The organism is Massilia sp. HP4 (assembly GCF_005222695.1).
Classification (GTDB): Bacteria; Pseudomonadota; Gammaproteobacteria; order Burkholderiales; family Burkholderiaceae_D; genus Telluria.
In genome coordinates this window covers 248418-265987 of sequence record NZ_STGG01000011.1, presented here as the reverse complement: position 1 = coordinate 265987, position 17570 = coordinate 248418, and the positions used below count along the sequence as shown (strand labels likewise).

Sequence of the window (17570 nt, the reverse complement as noted above, 5' to 3'; positions counted from 1 at the left end):
ACCGAATTAGGAATAGTATCCATGACCCTCAAATGCGGCATCGTCGGCCTGCCCAACGTTGGCAAATCCACCCTGTTCAACGCACTGACCAAGGCCGGCATCCCGGCTGAGAACTACCCGTTCTGCACCATCGAGCCGAACGTGGGCGTGGTCGAAGTGCCGGATCCGCGCATCGACGCGCTGTCCGCCATCGTCAAGCCGGAGCGCGTGGTCAAGGCGATCGTCGAATTCGTCGACATCGCGGGCCTGGTGGCTGGCGCCTCGAAGGGCGAGGGCCTGGGCAATCAGTTCCTGTCGCACATCCGCGAAACCGACGCCATCGTCAACGTGGTGCGCTGCTTCGAAGACCCGAACGTGATCCACGTGGCCGGCAAGGTCAGCCCGATCGACGACATCGAAGTCATCCAGACCGAGCTGGCGCTGGCCGACATGGGCACCGTCGAGAAAGCGATCCACCGCGAGCAGAAGAAGGCGCGCTCGGGCGACAAGGACGCGGCCAAGCTGGTCGCCCTGCTCGAACGCCTGATGCCGCACCTGAACGAAGGCCAGCCAGTGCGCACCATGGGCCTGGACAAGGAAGAGATGGCGATCATCTATCCGCTGCACCTGATCACCGCCAAGCCGGCGATGTTCGTCGCCAACGTCTCGGACACCGGTTTCAAGGATAACCCGCTGCTGGACCAGCTGACCGAATTCGCCAACAAGCAGAACGCCCCGATCGTCGCCATCTGCGCCTCGATCGAATCTGAAATCGCCGAGATGGACGATGCCGACAAGGCCGACTTCCTGGGCGATATGGGCATGGACGAGCCGGGCCTGGATCGCCTGATCCGCGCCGCGTTCAAGCTGCTGGGCTTGCAGACCTACTTCACCGCGGGCGTGAAGGAAGTGCGCGCCTGGACCGTGGCGATCGGCGCCACCGCACCGCAGGCTGCGGGTGTGATCCACACCGACTTCGAGCGTGGCTTCATTCGTGCGCAGACCATTTCGTATGATGATTTCCTGACCTACAAGGGCGAGTCGGGCGCTAAGGAAGCGGGCAAGATGCGCGCCGAGGGCAAGGAATACATCGTCAAGGATGGCGACGTTCTGAACTTCCTGTTCAACGTCTGATCCTTTTGGGCGCCTGGCGCCCGCGCCACGCAAGCCCTTCCATCCGGAAGGGCTTGTTGCTTTTTGGCCGAGCCGAAAAGCGCAGATAGCAGAGAACATGAGCGAACCAGTCCCGAATCCCTTGCTGCCATTGCCCTACTGGCGCGCCGCGCTGGCGCAAGCGAGCCTGCTCCATCCCGAGGTGGCGCCCGACAGCAAGCCGATTGCCATCGGCCAGGTCGATAGACACTGGCGCGTCACCGCGGCAACGCCGGACGTGGCCACCTGGATCGCGGCGCAATTCGACGCCAGCCGGCTGGAACGCGACGGCCGGATTCCCTATGTGCTGATCCCCGCCCGCGTGGCGCCGGCCGTGAGCCATGGCGTCAAGCACGACGGCGCCGAGCTGCACAAGGGCGCTTCGGTGCTGTGCATTCCCTGCCTGCTCGACCGCGATGGCGTGCTGTCGCCCGACCCCGAGCGCTTGCCGTGGATACCGCGCGACCTGCTCGCGCCGACCTTGCAGCGCACCGTGGTCGGCACACTGGCGCGCCACGATGAATTCATCGGCTCGCTGCCTGAAAAACCAGCCACGATGGGCGACGTGCTGCATCTGGCGGCGCGCCTGTTCGAAGCGGTGACGGGTGCCGGCTTGCCGCTGCTGGCGCCGGCCTCGCTCGACCTGCGCCTGCCCGATTTCGCGCCCGACGAGCATGTGCTGGTCTCAGGCTGGCACGGCATCGCCTACGAGCCGCCGCTGGTGGCGCGCCATCTGCTCAAGCTGTATGACAGCATCATCGCCGAGAAGCCGCCCACGCCCTTGCTCGACACGCTGCGCAAGCTAGACGCGCCGGCGACGCGCGCCCCGCTGGCCTTGCTGGACGCGGCGCCGCACCATGGCAAGACGCTCGGCCACATGCATCCCGCCTACCCGCTGTCGCCATCCCAGCGCACGGCGATGCTCGAGCTGCAGCGCCTGCTCGAAGGCCAGGTGCTCGCGGTGAACGGCCCGCCGGGCACGGGCAAGACCACCTTGCTGCACAGCGTGGTCGCCCAGCTCTGGATCGATGCTGCCCTGGCCGGCGGCGAGTGCCCGCTGATCGTGGTCGCCTCCACCAATGTGAAAGCGGTCGAGAATGTGCTCGACAGCTTCGCGAAGATCGCCGCCGATACCGGACACCGGCGCTGGCACTTGTACGAGCGTGGCTTCGGCCTGTTCCTGGCCTCGGAATCGCGCCAGAGCCCACATCCGGTATGCACCGGCAAGACCCATGCCTTCGAGTCGTTCGAAACACCCGAGATGCTGGCCGCCATCGAGCGCCACTACCTCGATTGCGCCGCCATGCATTTCCGGCGCCGCGGCGATGGCGTCGGCACCGTGGTCCACGACCTGCATGCCGAGCTGGCCGGCCTTGCCGGGCGCCTCGACACCATCGTTGCAGCGCGCTACGCGCTGTATCACGCACTCGGCCAGCAAGGGGGCGAGGGCGCCGTGGCCTCGTACAAGGCCTTGCTGGCGCAGGCGAACGGCGAACTGACGCGTTGCCGTGAACTGCAGGCGGATCTGCGCACCCGCCAAGACGAAGGCGAACACGCCGCCGATGCGGCGCAACGCGCCTACGAGGTCCGTCGCGACGATATCCTCAAGGCCGAGAAATCCTGGGCGGATTATTTGGCCGATGCCTCGATCTGGCTCGACATCTTCAGCTTCGTGCCTTCGGTGCGCCGGCGCCGCATGGCGCTCGACCGCCAGGCCTTGCTCGCGCATCCGCTCACCGCCGACCTCCAGCACCGCGCCGATGGCGTTCCCGGGTATTTCCATCTGCTCAAGAAAGAGGCATTGCAGCAAAAGAACGAGGCCATCGCCGCGCTTCAGGCACTGAAGCAGACGGTTGCCGAACAGGGCGAACAGCTCAAGCAGCAGATGGCCCTGGCCGAGCAGGAGCGCGCCCGCATCACGGCGGCCTTCGCCGCCTGGCGCGAGGTAGCGGGAGACGATCCGGAACTGCTCGACGCCAGTCTCGCCAACCTGAACGACCACCTGGACAAGAAGCTGCGCGCGCGCATGTTCGCGGTCGCCGACTGGTACTGGTCCGGCCAGTGGATCCTGGAAGTGCGGCACCGGATCAGGAGCGGCATCAAGGATACGAAGGGGCGCCGCAAGCTGGAAGCCAAGTACCGCCGCTTCGCCAAGCTCTCGCCCTGCCTGGTATCCAATTTCCACATGGCGCCGTCGTTCTTGACCGCCTGGGAAGGCGAAGACATGCCGTTCTGGAACACGATCGACCTGCTGGTGGTGGATGAAGCAGGGCAGGTTTCGCCCGATATCGGCGCCCCGATGTTCGCCCTGGCGCGGCGCGCGATGGTGGTCGGTGACACTTTCCAGATCGAGCCGGTCTGGAACAGCGGCGAAGCCACCGACCGCGCCAATGCCGTCAAGTTCGGCCTGGCGCCGACATTCCACGACCCCGCCTACGAGCGCCTGGAGCAGGGCGGCTACACGTCGGCCAGCGGTAGCCTGATGCGCATCGCCAACCGCAGCTGCACGGTCCAGCAATACGAGGACGTCCGCGGCCTGATGCTCACCGAGCACCGCCGCTGCGTGCCCGAACTGATCGATTACTGCAACCGGCTGATCTACGCGGGCCGCCTCGAACCGAAACGCGCGTCGGTGCCGCCGGAGCAGCGCATCCTGCCGCCATTCGCGCTGATTCACGTCGAGGGTAGGGACACGCGGCGTGGTGGCAGCCGCCACAACGAGCTGGAAGCAGCCGCGATCGTCGACTGGCTCAAGGCCCATCGCGCCGACATCGAACGGCACTATGCCGATGCCGCCGGCCGCCCGACGCCGCTCTGGCAACTGGTCGGCATCGTGACCCCATTCGCCGCGCAGGCCGGCGCCATCGAGCGGCGCCTGCGCCGCGAGCTACCGGACTTGCTGCGCAAGGACAGCCGCCTGACGGTCGGCACCGTGCATGCGCTGCAGGGCGCCGAACGCGCCATCGTGCTGTTCTCGTCGACCTATGGCGACAACTTCAGCGGCGGCGCCTTCTTCGACCAGGCGCCGAATATGCTCAACGTCGCGGTATCGCGCGCCAGGGACAGTTTCATCGTCATCGGCAACCGCAAGGTGTTCGATGCCAGTCGGCCTGTGCTGCCGTCCGGCCTGCTGGCGACGTATCTGGTCGAGCGCACGAGGGAGACGGTCGACGGCTAGAAGAGGCCGTGCCGGCGGCGCGGTTTGCTGCCATACTGATGGCTTCTATCCGTATCGATCACAGCATGGCCACCGTCTCCGAACTCGTCCTCTACCCGATCAAATCCTGCGCCGGCCTGTCCGTGCCCGAAGCGACGCTCGCCCTGGACGGCCTGTCGGCGGACGGCGTGCACGACCGCGAATGGATGGTCGTGACCCGCGAAGGCGTATTCCTGACCCAGCGCGAATACCCACGCATGGCGACCATCGCGCCGCGGGTCGACGGGAATGAACTGGTGGTCGAGGCCCCCGGCCTGTCGCCGATCCGCCTGCCGCTGGCGCACGACCTCGATGCACCGGTGATCGAAGTGCTGATCTGGGACGACCACGTCATAGCCGCCGACTGCGGCGACAACGCCGCCGCCTGGTTCGCCGATGCTGTTGGCGCCCCATGCCGCCTGGTGCGCTTCCGCCCCGACGTCGTGCGTCCGAAGATCAGCCCATGGACCGGTGGCCTGCCCGCCGCCGCCCGCTTCTCGGACGGCTACCCGATCCTCTTGATCGGCCAATCCTCGCTCGACGACCTGAACGCCAAGCTGACCAAGGCCGGTCGCGAAGAACTGCCCATGAACCGCTTCCGCCCGAATATGGTCGTGGAAGGCATCGACGCCTTCGAAGAAGACTTCGTGGAAGCCTTCAGCGACGGCGAGATCAACTTGCGGCCAGTCAAACCCTGCGCCCGCTGCCCGATACCCTCGGTCGACCAGGCCACCGGCATCCCCGGCCCCGATCCACTGGACATCCTGCAAACCTACCGCGCCAACGCCCGCATGGACGGCGCCGTCACCCTGGGCATGAACGTGATCGTCCAGGACGGCATCGGCCGCACCCTGCGCGTCGGCCAGGAACTAAACGCCGAGCTCGCTTTCTAAGCACTACGCCAGGCCAAACGCCGGCGACACCGCAACAGTGTCGCAAAATCGCCTATTCCCCCGTAAGAACAGGCGTTTTTTCATATCCAAGCAAGAGTGGATGGCGTAATGTTACGGTTATTGCTGAAAGGAATGCTCCATGCATGAGCCGAGCGCGTCGACGCGAGAATTGCTGGCGGAAAACGAGACCCTGCGCGCGCGCATGGCGTATCTGCTCGAGCAGGCCGAACGCAACCACGAAATCATGTGCCGCCACCAGGCGTTCGACCTGCAGATCGTGGGCGCCGGCAGCTTCCCCGAACTGGTTGGCACGATCTTTCGCACCTTGCCGGTGATCTCGGAACTCGACATCGTCACCCTGTCGCTGGTCGACCCAGATGCCGATATCTATACCGTCATGCATCGCCTGGGCGTCGACTTCGAGCAGTTCCCCAACCTGATGTTCTGCGAGCACGCGGTCGAACTGGGTTTCGACATGTCGCCCGAGCGCCGTCCGCGTCCGATCCTGGGGCCTTATGCGCCGGGCCAGCACTGCGCCATGTTCCCGCATCCGCCCGCCGGCCTGCAGAGCGTGGCCCTGGTGCCGCTGCTGCGCAATACGCGCCTGATCGGCAGCCTCAACCTGGGCAGCGCCGATCCGGGCCGCTTTACCCCAAGCCTGGGCACCGATTTCGTCGAGCATATGGGCTCGATCATTGCGATCTGCCTGGAAAACGTGATCAGCAACGAGATGCTGAAATATATCGGCCTCACGGATTCGCTCACCGGCGTCTACAATCGCCGCTACATGGACCGGCGCCTGCTCGAAGAGATAGCGCGTGCGCGGCGCCAGGGCTATCGGTTGTCCTGCGTGTACATCGACATCGACCACTTCAAGCGCGTCAACGACACCGTCGGCCACCAGGGCGGCGACGACGTGCTGCGCGAGATATGCGGCCGCATCAAGGCCGAGCTGCGCATGTCCGATGCGCTGGGGCGCTTCGGCGGCGAGGAATTCGTCGTGCTCCTGATCGACGCCGACCTGGAAAATGCCAGCATGGTCGCGCAGCGCATCCGCGCCAGCGTGGCGGCAACCCCGGTAGAGCTGAGCAGCGGCGAGCGGGTCGACGTGACGGTGTCGATCGGCGTGGCCGCGCTCTCCGATTTTGCGCGCGACAACGCGATCGAAGGCGTGGCGCAAGAGCTGGTGGCGTCGGCCGATGCGGCGCTGTATCAAGCCAAGGCCGGTGGCCGCAACAAGGTCGTCACCTTCGCGTGATTGGACGCGCATTGTCCGCATTGTAGGGTTGGCGGCTATGCCGCCGACGCGGTGATCGTTGGCAGTAAGATCATCCGGCACGACATTGGAGCCGGTAACAATCGACGCGTCGGCGGCTCAGCCGCCAACCCTACGGAGTAACACGCACGGCCGTCATAGCAACCTGTCCTCGGCCCGGCTGACCGCCTCCCCATCGCCGCGCAGCACCACCACATCACCCGCCGCCAGCACCACCTTTGGCCCCGGCTCCACATCCTCGCCGCCGCGCCGCAATGCCGCCACCTCGGCCGCCACATCACCCAGCCGCAGCTGCGCCATGCTCTTGCCGACCGCGCCGGCCTGCGCATGCAGCCGCACCGAATGCAGCCGCACCTGCCCCGGCTCGAGACTGTCGCCGCTGTCGCCGGCGCCGTGGAAGTAGCCGCGCAAGCTGGCATACCGGTCGTCGCGCGCCGCCTGCACCCGGTGCACCACGCGCCGCAGCGGCACGCCCAAGGTCACCAGCGCGTGCGAGGCCAGCATCAGGCTGCTCTCCAGCGCCTCTGGCACCACCTCGGTGGCGCCGGCTGCCTTGAGCACCTCGGTATCGCGATCGTCGTAGCTGCGCACGATCACCGGCAGCGCCGGCGCCAGCTCGTGCACCAGGTGCAGCACCTTCAGCGCGTGGCGCGTGTCGGCGAAGGTGATCACCAGCGCCTTGGCGCGGCCGATGCCGGCCGCCACCAGGCTCTCGCGTCGCGCCGCGTCGCCATACGAGACGGCGGCGCCGGCCGATTGCGCCTCTTGCACCCGCTCCGGATCGAGGTCGAGCGCATGCCACGGCAGCGATTCTTCTTTCAGCAGGGCGGCCAGGCTCTGGCCGTTGCGCCCGAAGCCGGCGATGATCACGTGGTCTTGCGCCTTCATGGCGCGCGTCGCCAGCTGGGTCAGCTGCAGCGACTGCGTCATCCATTCGTTGGCCGCCAACTTCAGCACGATGCGGTCCATACTGGCGATGAGGAAGGGCGCGACCAGCATCGACAGCACCATCGAGGCCAGCACCAGCTGCATCACGTAAGAATCCACGAGCTTCGAGCCGGAGGCATGATTGAGCAGCACGAAGCTGAACTCGCCCGCCTGGGCCAGCGCCAGGCCGGTGCGCATCGCCGTGCCCGATGAGGCGCCAAAGGCGCGGGCGAGCAGGGCGATCAGGCCGAATTTAAGCAGCACCACCAGCGCGAGCAGGAGCAGCACCAGCCACCAGTGTTCGATCACCATGCCCAGGTCGAGCAGCATGCCGATCGTGATGAAGAACAGCCCGAGCAGCACGTCGCGGAAGGGTTTGATATCTTCCTCCACCTGATGCTTGTAGGGTGTTTCCGAGATCAGCATGCCGGCCACGAAAGCCCCCAGGGCCAGCGACAGGCCGGCCTGCTCGGTGATCCAGGCCGCGCCCAGGGTGATCAGCAGCAGGTTGAGCATGAACAGCTCTTGCGAGCGGCGCTTGGCGACGATCGTGAACCAGCGGCCCATCAGCTTCTGGCCGAAGAACAGCAGCAGCGCCAGCACCAGCGCCGCCTTGACCGCCTCTATCCCAAGGGTGATTGCCAGGTCTTCCGGATCGCGCGCCAGCGCCGGAATCATGATCAATAGCGGCACCACCGCCAGGTCCTGGAACAGCAGGATGCCGACGGTGCGCCGCCCATGCTCGCTCTCGAGCTCGAGCCGCTCGGTGAGCAGCTTGACCACGATCGCCGTCGACGACATGGCCAGTGCCCCGCCCAGGGCGAAGGCGGCCTGCCAGCCGAGCGGGATCCCGGGCAGGAACCAGGACGCGAGCAGCCCGATCGCCATGGCGGCCACGATCGTCGACACCACCTGGGCCAGCCCCAGCCCGAACACGATGCGCCGCATCGAGCGCAGTTGCCCGAGCGAGAATTCGAGGCCGATCGAGAACATCAGGAACACCACCCCGAACTCGCCCAGCGCGTGGGTGGTGGGACTGTCTTCGGCCAGGGCCAGGGCGTGGGGGCCGATCAGGACGCCGACGGCCAGGTAGCCGAGCATCGGCGGCAGTTGCAGACTGCGAAAAAGTACCACGCCCAGGACGGCGCAGCCCAACAGGAGGAGGGTAAGTTCAAGACCGGAATGCATGGGCAAAGCGACAAATTTTGTTAATCTTGTTGCACGAGTCGTGTGTGGTGCGGCATGGCTTGTTATCGTTTGTTACGACTGGCAAGTTTTTTGCTTTCCCAATTCGTTTATACTTCCAAAATGAGTGTAACCGATGAAAAAACAATGCTGAATAGTTTTGACGAGACCATGGCCCGGCGCGTCCTGGCCCTGGGTCGCGAAACCTTGTCGATCGAAGCCGACGCCATCCGCGCGCTGCAGGCGCGCCTGGGCGACGATGACAGTTTCATCAACGCCGCGCGTCTCATTCTTGGATGCGACGGCCGCGTGGTCGTGTCCGGGATGGGCAAGTCGGGCCATATCGGCCGCAAGATCGCCGCCACCCTGGCTTCCACCGGCACCCCGGCCTTCTTCATGCACCCGGGCGAGGCCGCGCACGGCGACCTGGGCATGGTCACCAAGCACGACGTCGTGATCGCCATCTCCAATTCGGGCGAATCGTCCGAGATCCTCGACATCCTGCCGGCCGTCAAGCGCCTCGGTGCGCGCGTGATCGCCATGACCGGTAAACCAGCCTCGCGCCTGGCCCGGCTGGCCGACGTGCACCTGGACATCGCGGTCGACAAAGAGGCCTGCCCGCTCAACCTGGCGCCGACCACCAGCACCACCGTGACCCTCGCCATGGGCGATGCACTGGCCGTGGCGCTGCTCGACGCGCGCGGTTTCCGCGAGCAGGACTTCGCGCTGTCGCATCCGGGCGGCGCGCTGGGCCGGCGCCTCTTGACCCATGTGCGCGACGTGATGCGCAGCGGCGACGCGGTGCCGAGCGTCGGCCCCGAGACCTCGCTGGTCGAAGCGCTGCTCGAAGTCACCCGCAAGGGCCTCGGCATGACCGCCATCGTCGACGCCGAAGGCCGTCCGGTCGGCGTGTTCACCGACGGCGACTTGCGCCGCGTGATCGAGCGCATGCACGATTTCTCCGACATCCAGATCCGCGACGTGATGCACGCCAATCCGCGCCGCGTGCGGCCCGATCAGCTCGCGGTCGACGCCGTCGCCGTGATGGAAGAATTCCGCATCAACCAGATGCTGGTGGTCGATGATGACGACCGCCTGGTCGGCGCGCTGCATATCCACGATCTGACCCGCGCCAAGGTGATCTGATGAGCGACACGTTTATTCCCGCAATCACGCCGTTGGCCCATATGGAGCGCGCTGCGCGCATCAAGGTCATGATCTTCGACGTCGACGGCGTGCTGACCGACGGCAGCCTGACCTACGGTCCCGACGGCGAAGTCACTAAGACCTTCAATGTGCTCGACGGCCTGGGCATCCAGCTGCTGAATAAAACCGGCGTGCAGACCGCGATCATCAGTGCGCGCCTGTCGCCGATCGTCGTCAAGCGCGCGGCCGATCTCGGCATCTCGCACGTCCACCAGGGCATCCACGACAAGCGCATCGGCTTCGCCAAGCTGCTCGAAGCCACCGGCTTCACCGCCGAGCAGTGCGGCTATATCGGCGACGACGTGATCGACCTGCCGCTGTTCGCGCGCGTGGGTTTCGCCGTCGCCGTGCCGTCCGGTCATCCCGAGGTGCAGCACCGCGCGCACTACGTCACGAAAAACGGCGGCGGCCGTGGCGCGGTGCGCGAGGTATGCGACCTCGTGATGCGCGCCCAGGGCACCTACGACCAGGCGCTCGCGCCGTACTTCGCCTGAGGATCAGACAATGGCTACCGTCGTCGTCAACAAGCGTACCGCGCACCGCTGGAATCTCCTGGCGATGATCGTGATCGGCACCTTCTTCGCCTTCGGCAGCTTCTGGCTGCTGCAGCTGATGCAGGCATCCGACATCGACGCCCAGCTGGGCGGGCCGCCGGACGAGCCGGACTACATCGTCGAGAATTTTTCCTTCGTGCGCATGACCGAGAACGGCCAGCCGAGCTACCTGGTGTCGGGCAAGCGCATGGCCCATATCCCGAATGGCGACGTGTCGCACGTCGACGAACCGGTGCTGCGCGGCGTCGAGCCGGGCCGTCCGCCGATGACGGTGGTCGCGAACAATGCGCGCATCCACCACGAGGAACACCGGGTCGAGCTGATGGGCGACGTCGACCTGCAGCGTCCCAAGACTGCGCAGAGCGAGGCGCTGCGCGTGCGCAGCCAGGCGCTCACCGTGCTGCCCGACGAAGAAATCGTCAAGACCGACCTGCCGATCGACATGCAGCTCGGCACATCCACCCTGGTGGGCACCGGCATGGTCGCCAACAACGCGACCCAGCAAGTGCACCTGTCCAGCCGCGGCAAGATCGTCTATCCGCCGCGCCAGCGCTGACCTTTGAACACTAGCGCCGCGTGCCAACCCCAGATCCGCATCCAACCATGAAAAAATTATTTGCTGCCGTATTCCTTTCCCTGCTGTCGCTGACGGCTGCCGCCGAACGCGCCGATTCGCTCAAGCCGGCGGCCATCGAATACGATTCCGCCGACGTCGACGGCGTCTCGGGCACCCGCATCTTTACCGGCAATGTGATCCTGACCCGCGGCACGCTGCTGCTCAAGGCCGACCGCGCCGTGGTCAAGGAAACCCCTGAAGGCTATATGACCGTGACCCTCACGGCCAACGACAACCGGCTCACCACCTTCCGCCAGAAGCGCGACGGCGGCCCCGACCTGTGGGTCGAAGGCCAGGCCGAGCGCATCGAGTACGACGAGCGTACCGAACTGGTACGCCTGTACTCGAATGCCCTGATCAAGGAGCTGGAAAACTCGCGCATGACCAACCAGATCACCGGTCCCTTCATCTCCTACGACAACCGCAAGGAAGTCGCCACCGTGCGCAACGATGTCAGCGGCCAGAGCAAGGCAGGCGGCGGCCGCGGCACCCTGATCCTGTCGCCCAAGCGTGCGCCGGCCGGAGGCGCCCAATGACGGCGGTCCCGATGGCGCTGGGCGATGGCAGCACCCTGGTCGTCAATGGCCTGCAAAAAAGCTATGGCAAGCGCCTGGTCGTGCGCGACGTGTCGCTGCAGGTCGAATGCGGCGAAGTGGTGGGGTTGCTGGGCCCGAACGGCGCCGGCAAGACCACCTCGTTCTACATGATCGTCGGCCTGGTGCCGTCGGACGCCGGCTCGATCGACATCAACGGCACCGACATCACCAGCCTGCCGATCCACCGCCGCGCGGTGCTGGGCCTGTCCTACCTGCCGCAAGAGGCCTCGGTGTTCCGCAAGCTGACGGTGGAAGAGAACATCCGCGCCGTGCTCGAGCTGCAGAAGGACAACGGCAAGCCGCTTTCGAAGGACCAGATCAACGAACGCCTCGACACCCTGCTGGCCGACCTGCAGATCGAGAAGCTGCGCGAGAACCCGGCGCTGTCGCTGTCGGGCGGCGAACGCCGCCGCGTCGAGATCGCGCGCGCGCTGGCCACCAATCCGCGCTTCGTGCTGCTCGATGAACCCTTCGCCGGCGTCGACCCGATCGCCGTGATCGAGATCCAGCGCATCGTGCGCTTCCTGAAGGAGCGCAAGATCGGCGTCCTGATCACCGACCACAATGTGCGCGAGACGCTGGGCATCTGCGACCGTGCCTACATCATCAACCAGGGCGCCGTGCTGGCATCGGGCCGCCCTGACGACATCATCGCCGACGAGTCGGTGCGGCGCGTGTACCTGGGCGAACACTTCCGCATGTGAGCGACGCCTAGATGAAACAGTCCCTGCAACTTCGCACCTCGCAGCACCTGGCGCTGACCCCGCAATTGCAGCAGTCGATCCGGCTGCTGCAACTGTCGACGCTCGAACTGCACCAGGAGATCGAGCAGATACTGGGCGATAACCCGCTGCTCGAGCGGCTCGACGATCCGCTCGACCGCTCGGTGCGCCTGCTGGCCGACGGCGCCATCAACAACGCGCCGCCCAATGGCGAAGCGCCGCCCGCGCCCGGCCAGCAGGCCGACGGCCAGGAAGCACCGGCGCCGGCAGGCGAGGGCGAGGGTTTCGACGGCGGCGCCGATGGCGATCGCAGCGACACCGACTGGAGCGATGGCGGCGCCGGTCCGTCAGGCGGTGGCGGCGAAGACGAAGACGGCCGCCCGCAGCTGGAAGCCTGCGCCATCACCTTGCGCGAGCACCTGATGGAACAGGTGCGCGAAGCCACGCTGTCGGCGCGCGACCGGGCGCTGGCCGAACTGGTGATCGATGCGCTGGACGACAACGGCTACCTGGAAGAGCCGCTCGACGAGATCCACGCAAGGCTGCCCGAAGAACTCGACATCGAGATCGACGAATTGCGCTGCGCGCTGGCGCTGGTGCAGAGCATGGACCCGGTGGGCGTGGGCGCGCGCAGCGCGGCCGAGTGCCTGGCGCTGCAGATCCGGCGCATGCCGAACGTGGCCATGGTCACGCGGCGCATGGCCCTGACCATCGTCGAGGGTTACCTGAGCTGGTTCGCCCAGCGCGAATACAGCAAGCTCAAAAAGGCGCTCGACTGCGACGACGAAGACCTGCGCGAGGTGCAGGCCGTGGTCCGCCAGTGCAATCCGCATCCCGGCGCGCCCTTCGCCTCGAACGTGTCGGACTACGTGGTGCCGGATGTAATCGTGCGCCCTTCCAAGAACGGCTGGGCTGTCACATTGAACCCGGACGTGATGCCGCGCCTGCGCGTCAACAGCCTGTACGCGAGCCTGCTCAAGCAGGGCAAGAGCGAGGCGCAGATGGGCGCGCAGCTGCAAGAAGCGAAGTGGCTCATCAAGAATATGCGCCAGCGTTTCGACACCATCCTGCGTGTGGCAGAGGCGATCGTCGAGCGCCAGCGCAACTTTTTCTCCCATGGCGCGGTTGCCATGCGCCCCCTTGTCTTACGTGAGATTGCTGATACACTAGGCCTACACGAGAGCACAATTTCTCGTGTCACAACGCAGAAATACATGCTGACCCCGCACGGCATGTTTGAGTTGAAGTATTTCTTCGGCAGCCACGTTGCCACCGAGGCGGGAGGCGAAGCATCCTCGACGGCAATCCGTGCGCTCATTGCACAATTGACAGGAGCAGAAGACCCTAGGAACCCTTTATCCGACAGCAAGATCGCGGAGATGCTCGGGGAACAAGGCATGGTCATCGCGCGCCGCACGGTTGCAAAATACCGTGAAGCCCTCAAGATACCCCCTGTAAGCCTCCGCAAGTCCTTGTAACTGCGCCGTCCACATCCCCGTGCCTTGTCGCGTCGATGTGGTCCACACGGTGCAATATTTTCAAAGGAGTGTGTATGAACCTCACAATCAGTGGCCATCATCTCGAAGTTACCCCCGCCATCCGTGAATACGTTCAGAATAAGCTCGAGCGCATCATTCGCCATTTCGACCAGGTGATCGACACCCACGTCTTCCTGGCCGTCGACAACCTCACTGAAAAAGAAAAAAGGCAGAAAGCAGAGATCAACGTCCAGGTGTCGGGCAAGACCCTGCACGTGGCAAGCGTCGCGCAAGACCTGTACGCGGCGATCGATACGCTGATGGATAAGCTGGACCGACAGATCCTCAAGCACAAGCAGCAGCTCAAGGACCATAGCCGCATGTCGATCAAACGCCTGCCTGAAAACGGCAGCGACGAAGACGCCGCTGTCGCCTGATCAGGCGCAGGGCACACTAGCTGAGGGCGTCCGAGGGGGCGCCCTTTTTGCATCCGCGTGTCTCTGCGCCTTCGGTAAAATGCAGGTCTTTCCATTACGGACCACGCCATGACCGATCACGTCCTGACCCGCATCGCCAACCGCACCGGCATCATCACCCTCGACCGGCCGAAGGCGCTCAATTCGCTGTCGCTCGAGATGGTGCGCGCGCTGGCCGACGTCCTGCGCGCCTGGCAGCACGACGGGCAGGTCGACGCGGTCGTGCTCACCAGCAGCAGCGAGAAAGCCTTGTGCGCGGGCGGCGACATCCGCTTCTTCCATGAGGTCGGCCATGCGGGGCCGATGGGCGGCAGCGCGCTGCTCGAGGATTTCTTCACCGAAGAATACGCGCTCAATCACCTGATCCATTTCTATCCCAAGCCGTATATCGCCATCATGGATGGCGTCGTGATGGGCGGCGGCATGGGCATTGCCCAGGGCGGTCCGGATTGCGGCCTGCGCATCGTGACCGAGCGCTCCAAGGTGGCCATGCCCGAGGTGAACATCGGCCTGTTCCCGGACGTCGGCGGCAGCCACTTCCTGTCGCATGCGCCGGGCCGGCTCGGCAACTACCTTGGCTTGACCGGCTTGACGATCGGCGCCGCCGATGCGCTGTACATCGGCCTGGCCGACGTGTTCGTGCCCGGCTCAGAACTGCCAGCCCTGCAGGCGCTGCTGGCATCCACGCCCGGCGCCGAACTGCCGGCGGCGATTCGCGCCTTCGCGGCGCCGTTCGTGCAGCAGGCGGGCGAGAGCGTGCTGCAGGCTCATCGCAGCCTGGTCGATGCGCACTTCGGCGCCGCCTCGGTCACCGCCATCATGGCTTCGCTCGAAGGCGACGCGACGCCGTTCGCGCAGAAGGCCTTGCAGGCGATGCGCCAGCGCTCGCCGCTGATGATGTGCGTGACCCACGAGCTGCTGGCGCGCGGCGCGGCGCTCGGCGTGGCCGATTGCCTGCGCATGGAGCGTTCGCTGGTGCGCCGCAATTTCGAGCATGGCGAGGTGCTGGAAGGCGTGCGCGCGCTCGTCATCGACAAGGACAATGCGCCGCAGTGGAATCCGCCGTCGCTCGAGCAGGTGACGCCCGAGATGGTGGCGCGCTTCTTCGCGCCGGTGTGGCCGAAGCACGCGCATCCGCTCAGGCATCTCGCATAAACGTTTCCATGCATATCCATTTTTGCGTGACAGGCTGGCGCCGGGGTGTGAACATCGGATCTTCATGACCTGAAAGGAAGACCGATGCGCCTGCGTGCCCTGCTGATCTCGATGACCTTGTGCGGGGCGGTCGCCGCCCAGGATTACCGGCCGGCCTTCGATCCGAGCCAGCTGAAGGGCCCGACCTCAGGGCCGGTCAACGAAATCATGGTGCTCGGTTCGCCCCACTTGTCGCACCTGCCGAAGACCTTCCAGCCAGCGAGCCTGTCCCTGCTCAACGACCGGTTGGCGGCCTGGAAGCCGCAGGCGATCGCGGTGGAGGAGCGCTCCGGGCCGCAGTGCGATCTCATGCGCCGCTATGTGGAGCGCTACCGGGAGGCGATCGAGACCTATTGCGAGGATACGGCGCCGGCCAGGGCGGCCACCGGGCTCGATGTCCCGCAGGCCACCGCTGAAGCTGAAAAGCTGCTGGCCGCCTGGCCCACGGCGCCATCAAGCGCCCAGCGGCGGCGCCTGGCGGCTGTATTCCTTGCAGGTGGCGAATCCACGTCGGCCATGGTCCAGTGGTTCCGTTTGCCGGCCGTGGAGCGCCGCGCCGGCGATGGCCTGGATGAGGTCCTGGTCGCGCAACTGCGCAAGCTCGAGAGCAGTCCCAACGAAAGCGTGATGATCGCAGCGCAGCTGGCGGCGCGCCTGGGGCATGAGCGCGTGCATGCGATGGACGACCAGGCGGCGGGCCGACCGTACGCCGACCGCAAGGCGGCCGGCGAGGCGATCATGAAGGCTTGGGACAACCCGGCCAACAAGCGGCGCCAGGAACAGGACAAGGTCCTGAAGGAGGGCCTGGGCAGCGCCGAAGGCGTGCTGGCGCTGTACCGCGCCTATAACTCGCCCGCCCATGTCGCGGCGAGCTTCGAGATCGACTTCGGCGCCGCCATGAACGAGCCGTCGCCGCAGCGCTTCGGCCGTACTTACGTGGGCTACTGGGAAACGCGCAACCTGCGCATGGCGGCGAATATCCGCGACGTGGTGGGCGTGACGCCGGGCACGCGGCTGCTGGTCATCGTGGGAGCGTCGCACAAGGGCTATCTGGAAGCGTATCTGCACCAGATGCACGATGTGCGGGTGGTCGATACGGTGCAGGTGCTGAGGTAATCCGCCGCTGACGCGACCATGCACCACCGCATCTTGCACGTCATTCCCGCGCAGGCGGGAATGACGTGCGGAAGCTAAGGTAGCTACTACGCCGTCGGATTCTTCGGCTGCTCCCGATGCCGCACAATCACGCGCTCGGTCTCGGCGAAATACGCGCCGAGGTGCTCGGCCATGTACACCGAGCGGTGCTGGCCGCCGGTGCAGCCCACCGCCACCGTCAGGTAGCTGCGATTGTCGGTCTTGAACGAGGGCAGCCACTTGGCCACGAAATCGCGGATATCGGCCAGCATCTCGGCGGCGCTCGGCTGGGCGTCGAGGAAGTCGATCACAGGCTGGTCCTTGCCGGTCAGTGGGCGCAGGGCCAGGTCGTAATACGGGTTCGGGATCGCGCGCACGTCGAACACGAAGTCGGCGTCGAGCGGCACGCCGACCTTGAACGCGAACGATTCGAAGAACAGGGTCAGCGGCGCGTGGTCGACCTCGGCCAGTTCCTTGATCCAGCCGCGCAGCTTGTTGGCCGAGAGTTCCGAGGTGTCGATCACATGGCCCAGGTTCTCGATCGACGACAGGCGCTCGCGTTCTTCGGCGATGCATTCGATCAGGGTGCGGCGCGAGGCCGGATTCTCGCCCGGGCGCAGCTCGTGCGACAGCGGATGGCTGCGCCGCGTTTCGGAAAAACGCGCGACCAGCGAATGGGTGCTCGAGGTCAGGAACATGACCTTGACCGCGTGGCCATCCTCGCGCAGGCGGCGCACGCTCACCGGCAGCTCGACCAGCGATTCGGCGCTGCGCGCGTCGACCGCGACCGCGATCTTGCCGGTGCCGGTCTCGTTGACGGTATTGACGAGGGCCGTCAGCAGGGCCGGCGGCAGGTTGTCGACGCAGTAGTAACCCGCGTCTTCAAGGACATTCAGGGCCACGGACTTGCCCGAGCCCGAGATGCCGGTGATGAGGACGATGTGCATGTGGCGATGATACCGCAAGCGCCGCTTGTTGGCATCGGG

General features: G+C 65.7%; 15 protein-coding genes. 13 read left to right on the top strand and 2 right to left on the bottom strand.

The features are described 5' to 3' along the window. Positions 1-21: 21 nt before the first annotated feature. The 4 genes from ychF (at position 22) to E8M83_RS05030 (ending at position 6478) form a co-directional block, all read left to right on the top strand. Entirely contained in the window at positions 22-1113 is a 1092-nt protein-coding gene (gene ychF / locus E8M83_RS05045; protein ID WP_137172293.1) for a redox-regulated ATPase YchF, read from the top strand. Positions 1114-1210: 97 nt separating this feature from the next. Further along, positions 1211-4309 carry a DEAD/DEAH box helicase gene (locus E8M83_RS05040; protein WP_137172292.1) on the top strand — a complete coding sequence of 1033 codons (3099 nt, stop codon included), beginning with the start codon at positions 1211-1213 and terminating at the stop codon, positions 4307-4309. Positions 4310-4374: 65 nt separating this feature from the next. Further along, positions 4375-5220, top strand: a complete 846-nt coding sequence (locus E8M83_RS05035; protein ID WP_137172291.1) for an MOSC domain-containing protein — start codon at positions 4375-4377, stop codon at positions 5218-5220. Positions 5221-5359: 139 nt separating this feature from the next. After that, the gene (locus tag E8M83_RS05030) at positions 5360-6478 is read left to right on the top strand and encodes a diguanylate cyclase (protein ID WP_137172290.1); all 1119 of its coding nucleotides are present in this window, start codon (positions 5360-5362) and stop codon (positions 6476-6478) included. Between the two features lie 153 nt (positions 6479-6631). On the opposite strand, the gene E8M83_RS05025 is transcribed toward E8M83_RS05030, so the two are convergent. After that, positions 6632-8611: a monovalent cation:proton antiporter family protein gene (locus E8M83_RS05025; protein ID WP_137172289.1), complete on the bottom strand. Its 1980-nt coding sequence runs from the start codon at positions 8609-8611 to the stop codon at positions 6632-6634. A gap of 144 nt (positions 8612-8755) precedes the next feature. Between E8M83_RS05025 and E8M83_RS05020 the strand changes: the two genes are divergently transcribed. The 9 genes from E8M83_RS05020 (at position 8756) to E8M83_RS04980 (ending at position 16566) form a co-directional block, all read left to right on the top strand. Next, on the top strand, positions 8756-9754 hold the full coding sequence (locus E8M83_RS05020; protein ID WP_137172288.1) for an SIS domain-containing protein: 999 nt from the start codon (positions 8756-8758) through the stop codon (positions 9752-9754). Then, complete coding sequence (locus E8M83_RS05015; RefSeq protein ID WP_170976697.1) at positions 9754-10308, top strand: HAD family hydrolase; 555 nt, start codon at positions 9754-9756, stop codon at positions 10306-10308. Before E8M83_RS05020 ends, E8M83_RS05015 begins: the two co-directional genes overlap by 1 nt. Before the next feature lie 10 nt (positions 10309-10318). After that, complete coding sequence (lptC, locus tag E8M83_RS05010; protein ID WP_137172287.1) at positions 10319-10924, top strand: LPS export ABC transporter periplasmic protein LptC; 606 nt, start codon at positions 10319-10321, stop codon at positions 10922-10924. A gap of 47 nt (positions 10925-10971) precedes the next feature. After that, positions 10972-11520, top strand: a complete 549-nt coding sequence (gene lptA / locus E8M83_RS05005; protein ID WP_137172286.1) for a lipopolysaccharide transport periplasmic protein LptA — start codon at positions 10972-10974, stop codon at positions 11518-11520. Continuing rightward, positions 11517-12284 carry an LPS export ABC transporter ATP-binding protein gene (lptB, locus tag E8M83_RS05000; protein ID WP_170976696.1) on the top strand — a complete coding sequence of 256 codons (768 nt, stop codon included), beginning with the start codon at positions 11517-11519 and terminating at the stop codon, positions 12282-12284. Before lptA ends, lptB begins: the two co-directional genes overlap by 4 nt. A gap of 11 nt (positions 12285-12295) precedes the next feature. Then, positions 12296-13780 carry an RNA polymerase factor sigma-54 gene (locus E8M83_RS04995; RefSeq protein WP_137172285.1) on the top strand — a complete coding sequence of 495 codons (1485 nt, stop codon included), beginning with the start codon at positions 12296-12298 and terminating at the stop codon, positions 13778-13780. 74 nt (positions 13781-13854) lie between these two features. Then, positions 13855-14217 carry a ribosome hibernation-promoting factor, HPF/YfiA family gene (hpf, locus tag E8M83_RS04990; RefSeq protein WP_137172284.1) on the top strand — a complete coding sequence of 121 codons (363 nt, stop codon included), beginning with the start codon at positions 13855-13857 and terminating at the stop codon, positions 14215-14217. 108 nt (positions 14218-14325) lie between these two features. Further along, the gene (locus tag E8M83_RS04985) at positions 14326-15411 is read left to right on the top strand and encodes an enoyl-CoA hydratase/isomerase family protein (protein ID WP_137172283.1); all 1086 of its coding nucleotides are present in this window, start codon (positions 14326-14328) and stop codon (positions 15409-15411) included. A gap of 84 nt (positions 15412-15495) precedes the next feature. Beyond that, positions 15496-16566, top strand: coding sequence for a DUF5694 domain-containing protein (locus tag E8M83_RS04980; RefSeq protein ID WP_137172282.1), 1071 nt, complete (start codon positions 15496-15498; stop codon positions 16564-16566). 86 nt (positions 16567-16652) lie between these two features. On the opposite strand, the gene rapZ is transcribed toward E8M83_RS04980, so the two are convergent. Then, positions 16653-17531, bottom strand: coding sequence for an RNase adapter RapZ (rapZ, locus tag E8M83_RS04975; protein ID WP_137172281.1), 879 nt, complete (start codon positions 17529-17531; stop codon positions 16653-16655). Positions 17532-17570: the final 39 nt, after the last annotated feature.

Bases quoted from the DNA above. Each gene is read 5' to 3' on its own strand.
- lptC (WP_137172287.1), top strand. From the start codon at position 10,319: ATGGCTACCGTCGTCGTCAACAAGCGTACCGCGCACCGCTGGAATCTC.
- E8M83_RS05015 (WP_170976697.1), top strand. From the start codon at position 9,754: ATGAGCGACACGTTTATTCCCGCAATCACGCCGTTGGCCCATATGGAG.
- E8M83_RS05025 (WP_137172289.1), bottom strand. From the start codon at position 8,611: ATGCATTCCGGTCTTGAACTTACCCTCCTCCTGTTGGGCTGCGCCGTC.
- E8M83_RS04995 (WP_137172285.1), top strand. From the start codon at position 12,296: ATGAAACAGTCCCTGCAACTTCGCACCTCGCAGCACCTGGCGCTGACC.
- E8M83_RS05035 (WP_137172291.1), top strand. From the start codon at position 4,375: ATGGCCACCGTCTCCGAACTCGTCCTCTACCCGATCAAATCCTGCGCC.
- rapZ (WP_137172281.1), bottom strand. From the start codon at position 17,531: ATGCACATCGTCCTCATCACCGGCATCTCGGGCTCGGGCAAGTCCGTG.
- E8M83_RS05030 (WP_137172290.1), top strand. From the start codon at position 5,360: ATGCATGAGCCGAGCGCGTCGACGCGAGAATTGCTGGCGGAAAACGAG.
- lptB (WP_170976696.1), top strand. From the start codon at position 11,517: ATGACGGCGGTCCCGATGGCGCTGGGCGATGGCAGCACCCTGGTCGTC.
- lptA (WP_137172286.1), top strand. From the start codon at position 10,972: ATGAAAAAATTATTTGCTGCCGTATTCCTTTCCCTGCTGTCGCTGACG.
- E8M83_RS04985 (WP_137172283.1), top strand. From the start codon at position 14,326: ATGACCGATCACGTCCTGACCCGCATCGCCAACCGCACCGGCATCATC.
- E8M83_RS05020 (WP_137172288.1), top strand. From the start codon at position 8,756: ATGCTGAATAGTTTTGACGAGACCATGGCCCGGCGCGTCCTGGCCCTG.
- E8M83_RS04980 (WP_137172282.1), top strand. From the start codon at position 15,496: ATGCGCCTGCGTGCCCTGCTGATCTCGATGACCTTGTGCGGGGCGGTC.
- E8M83_RS05040 (WP_137172292.1), top strand. From the start codon at position 1,211: ATGAGCGAACCAGTCCCGAATCCCTTGCTGCCATTGCCCTACTGGCGC.
- hpf (WP_137172284.1), top strand. From the start codon at position 13,855: ATGAACCTCACAATCAGTGGCCATCATCTCGAAGTTACCCCCGCCATC.
- ychF (WP_137172293.1), top strand. From the start codon at position 22: ATGACCCTCAAATGCGGCATCGTCGGCCTGCCCAACGTTGGCAAATCC.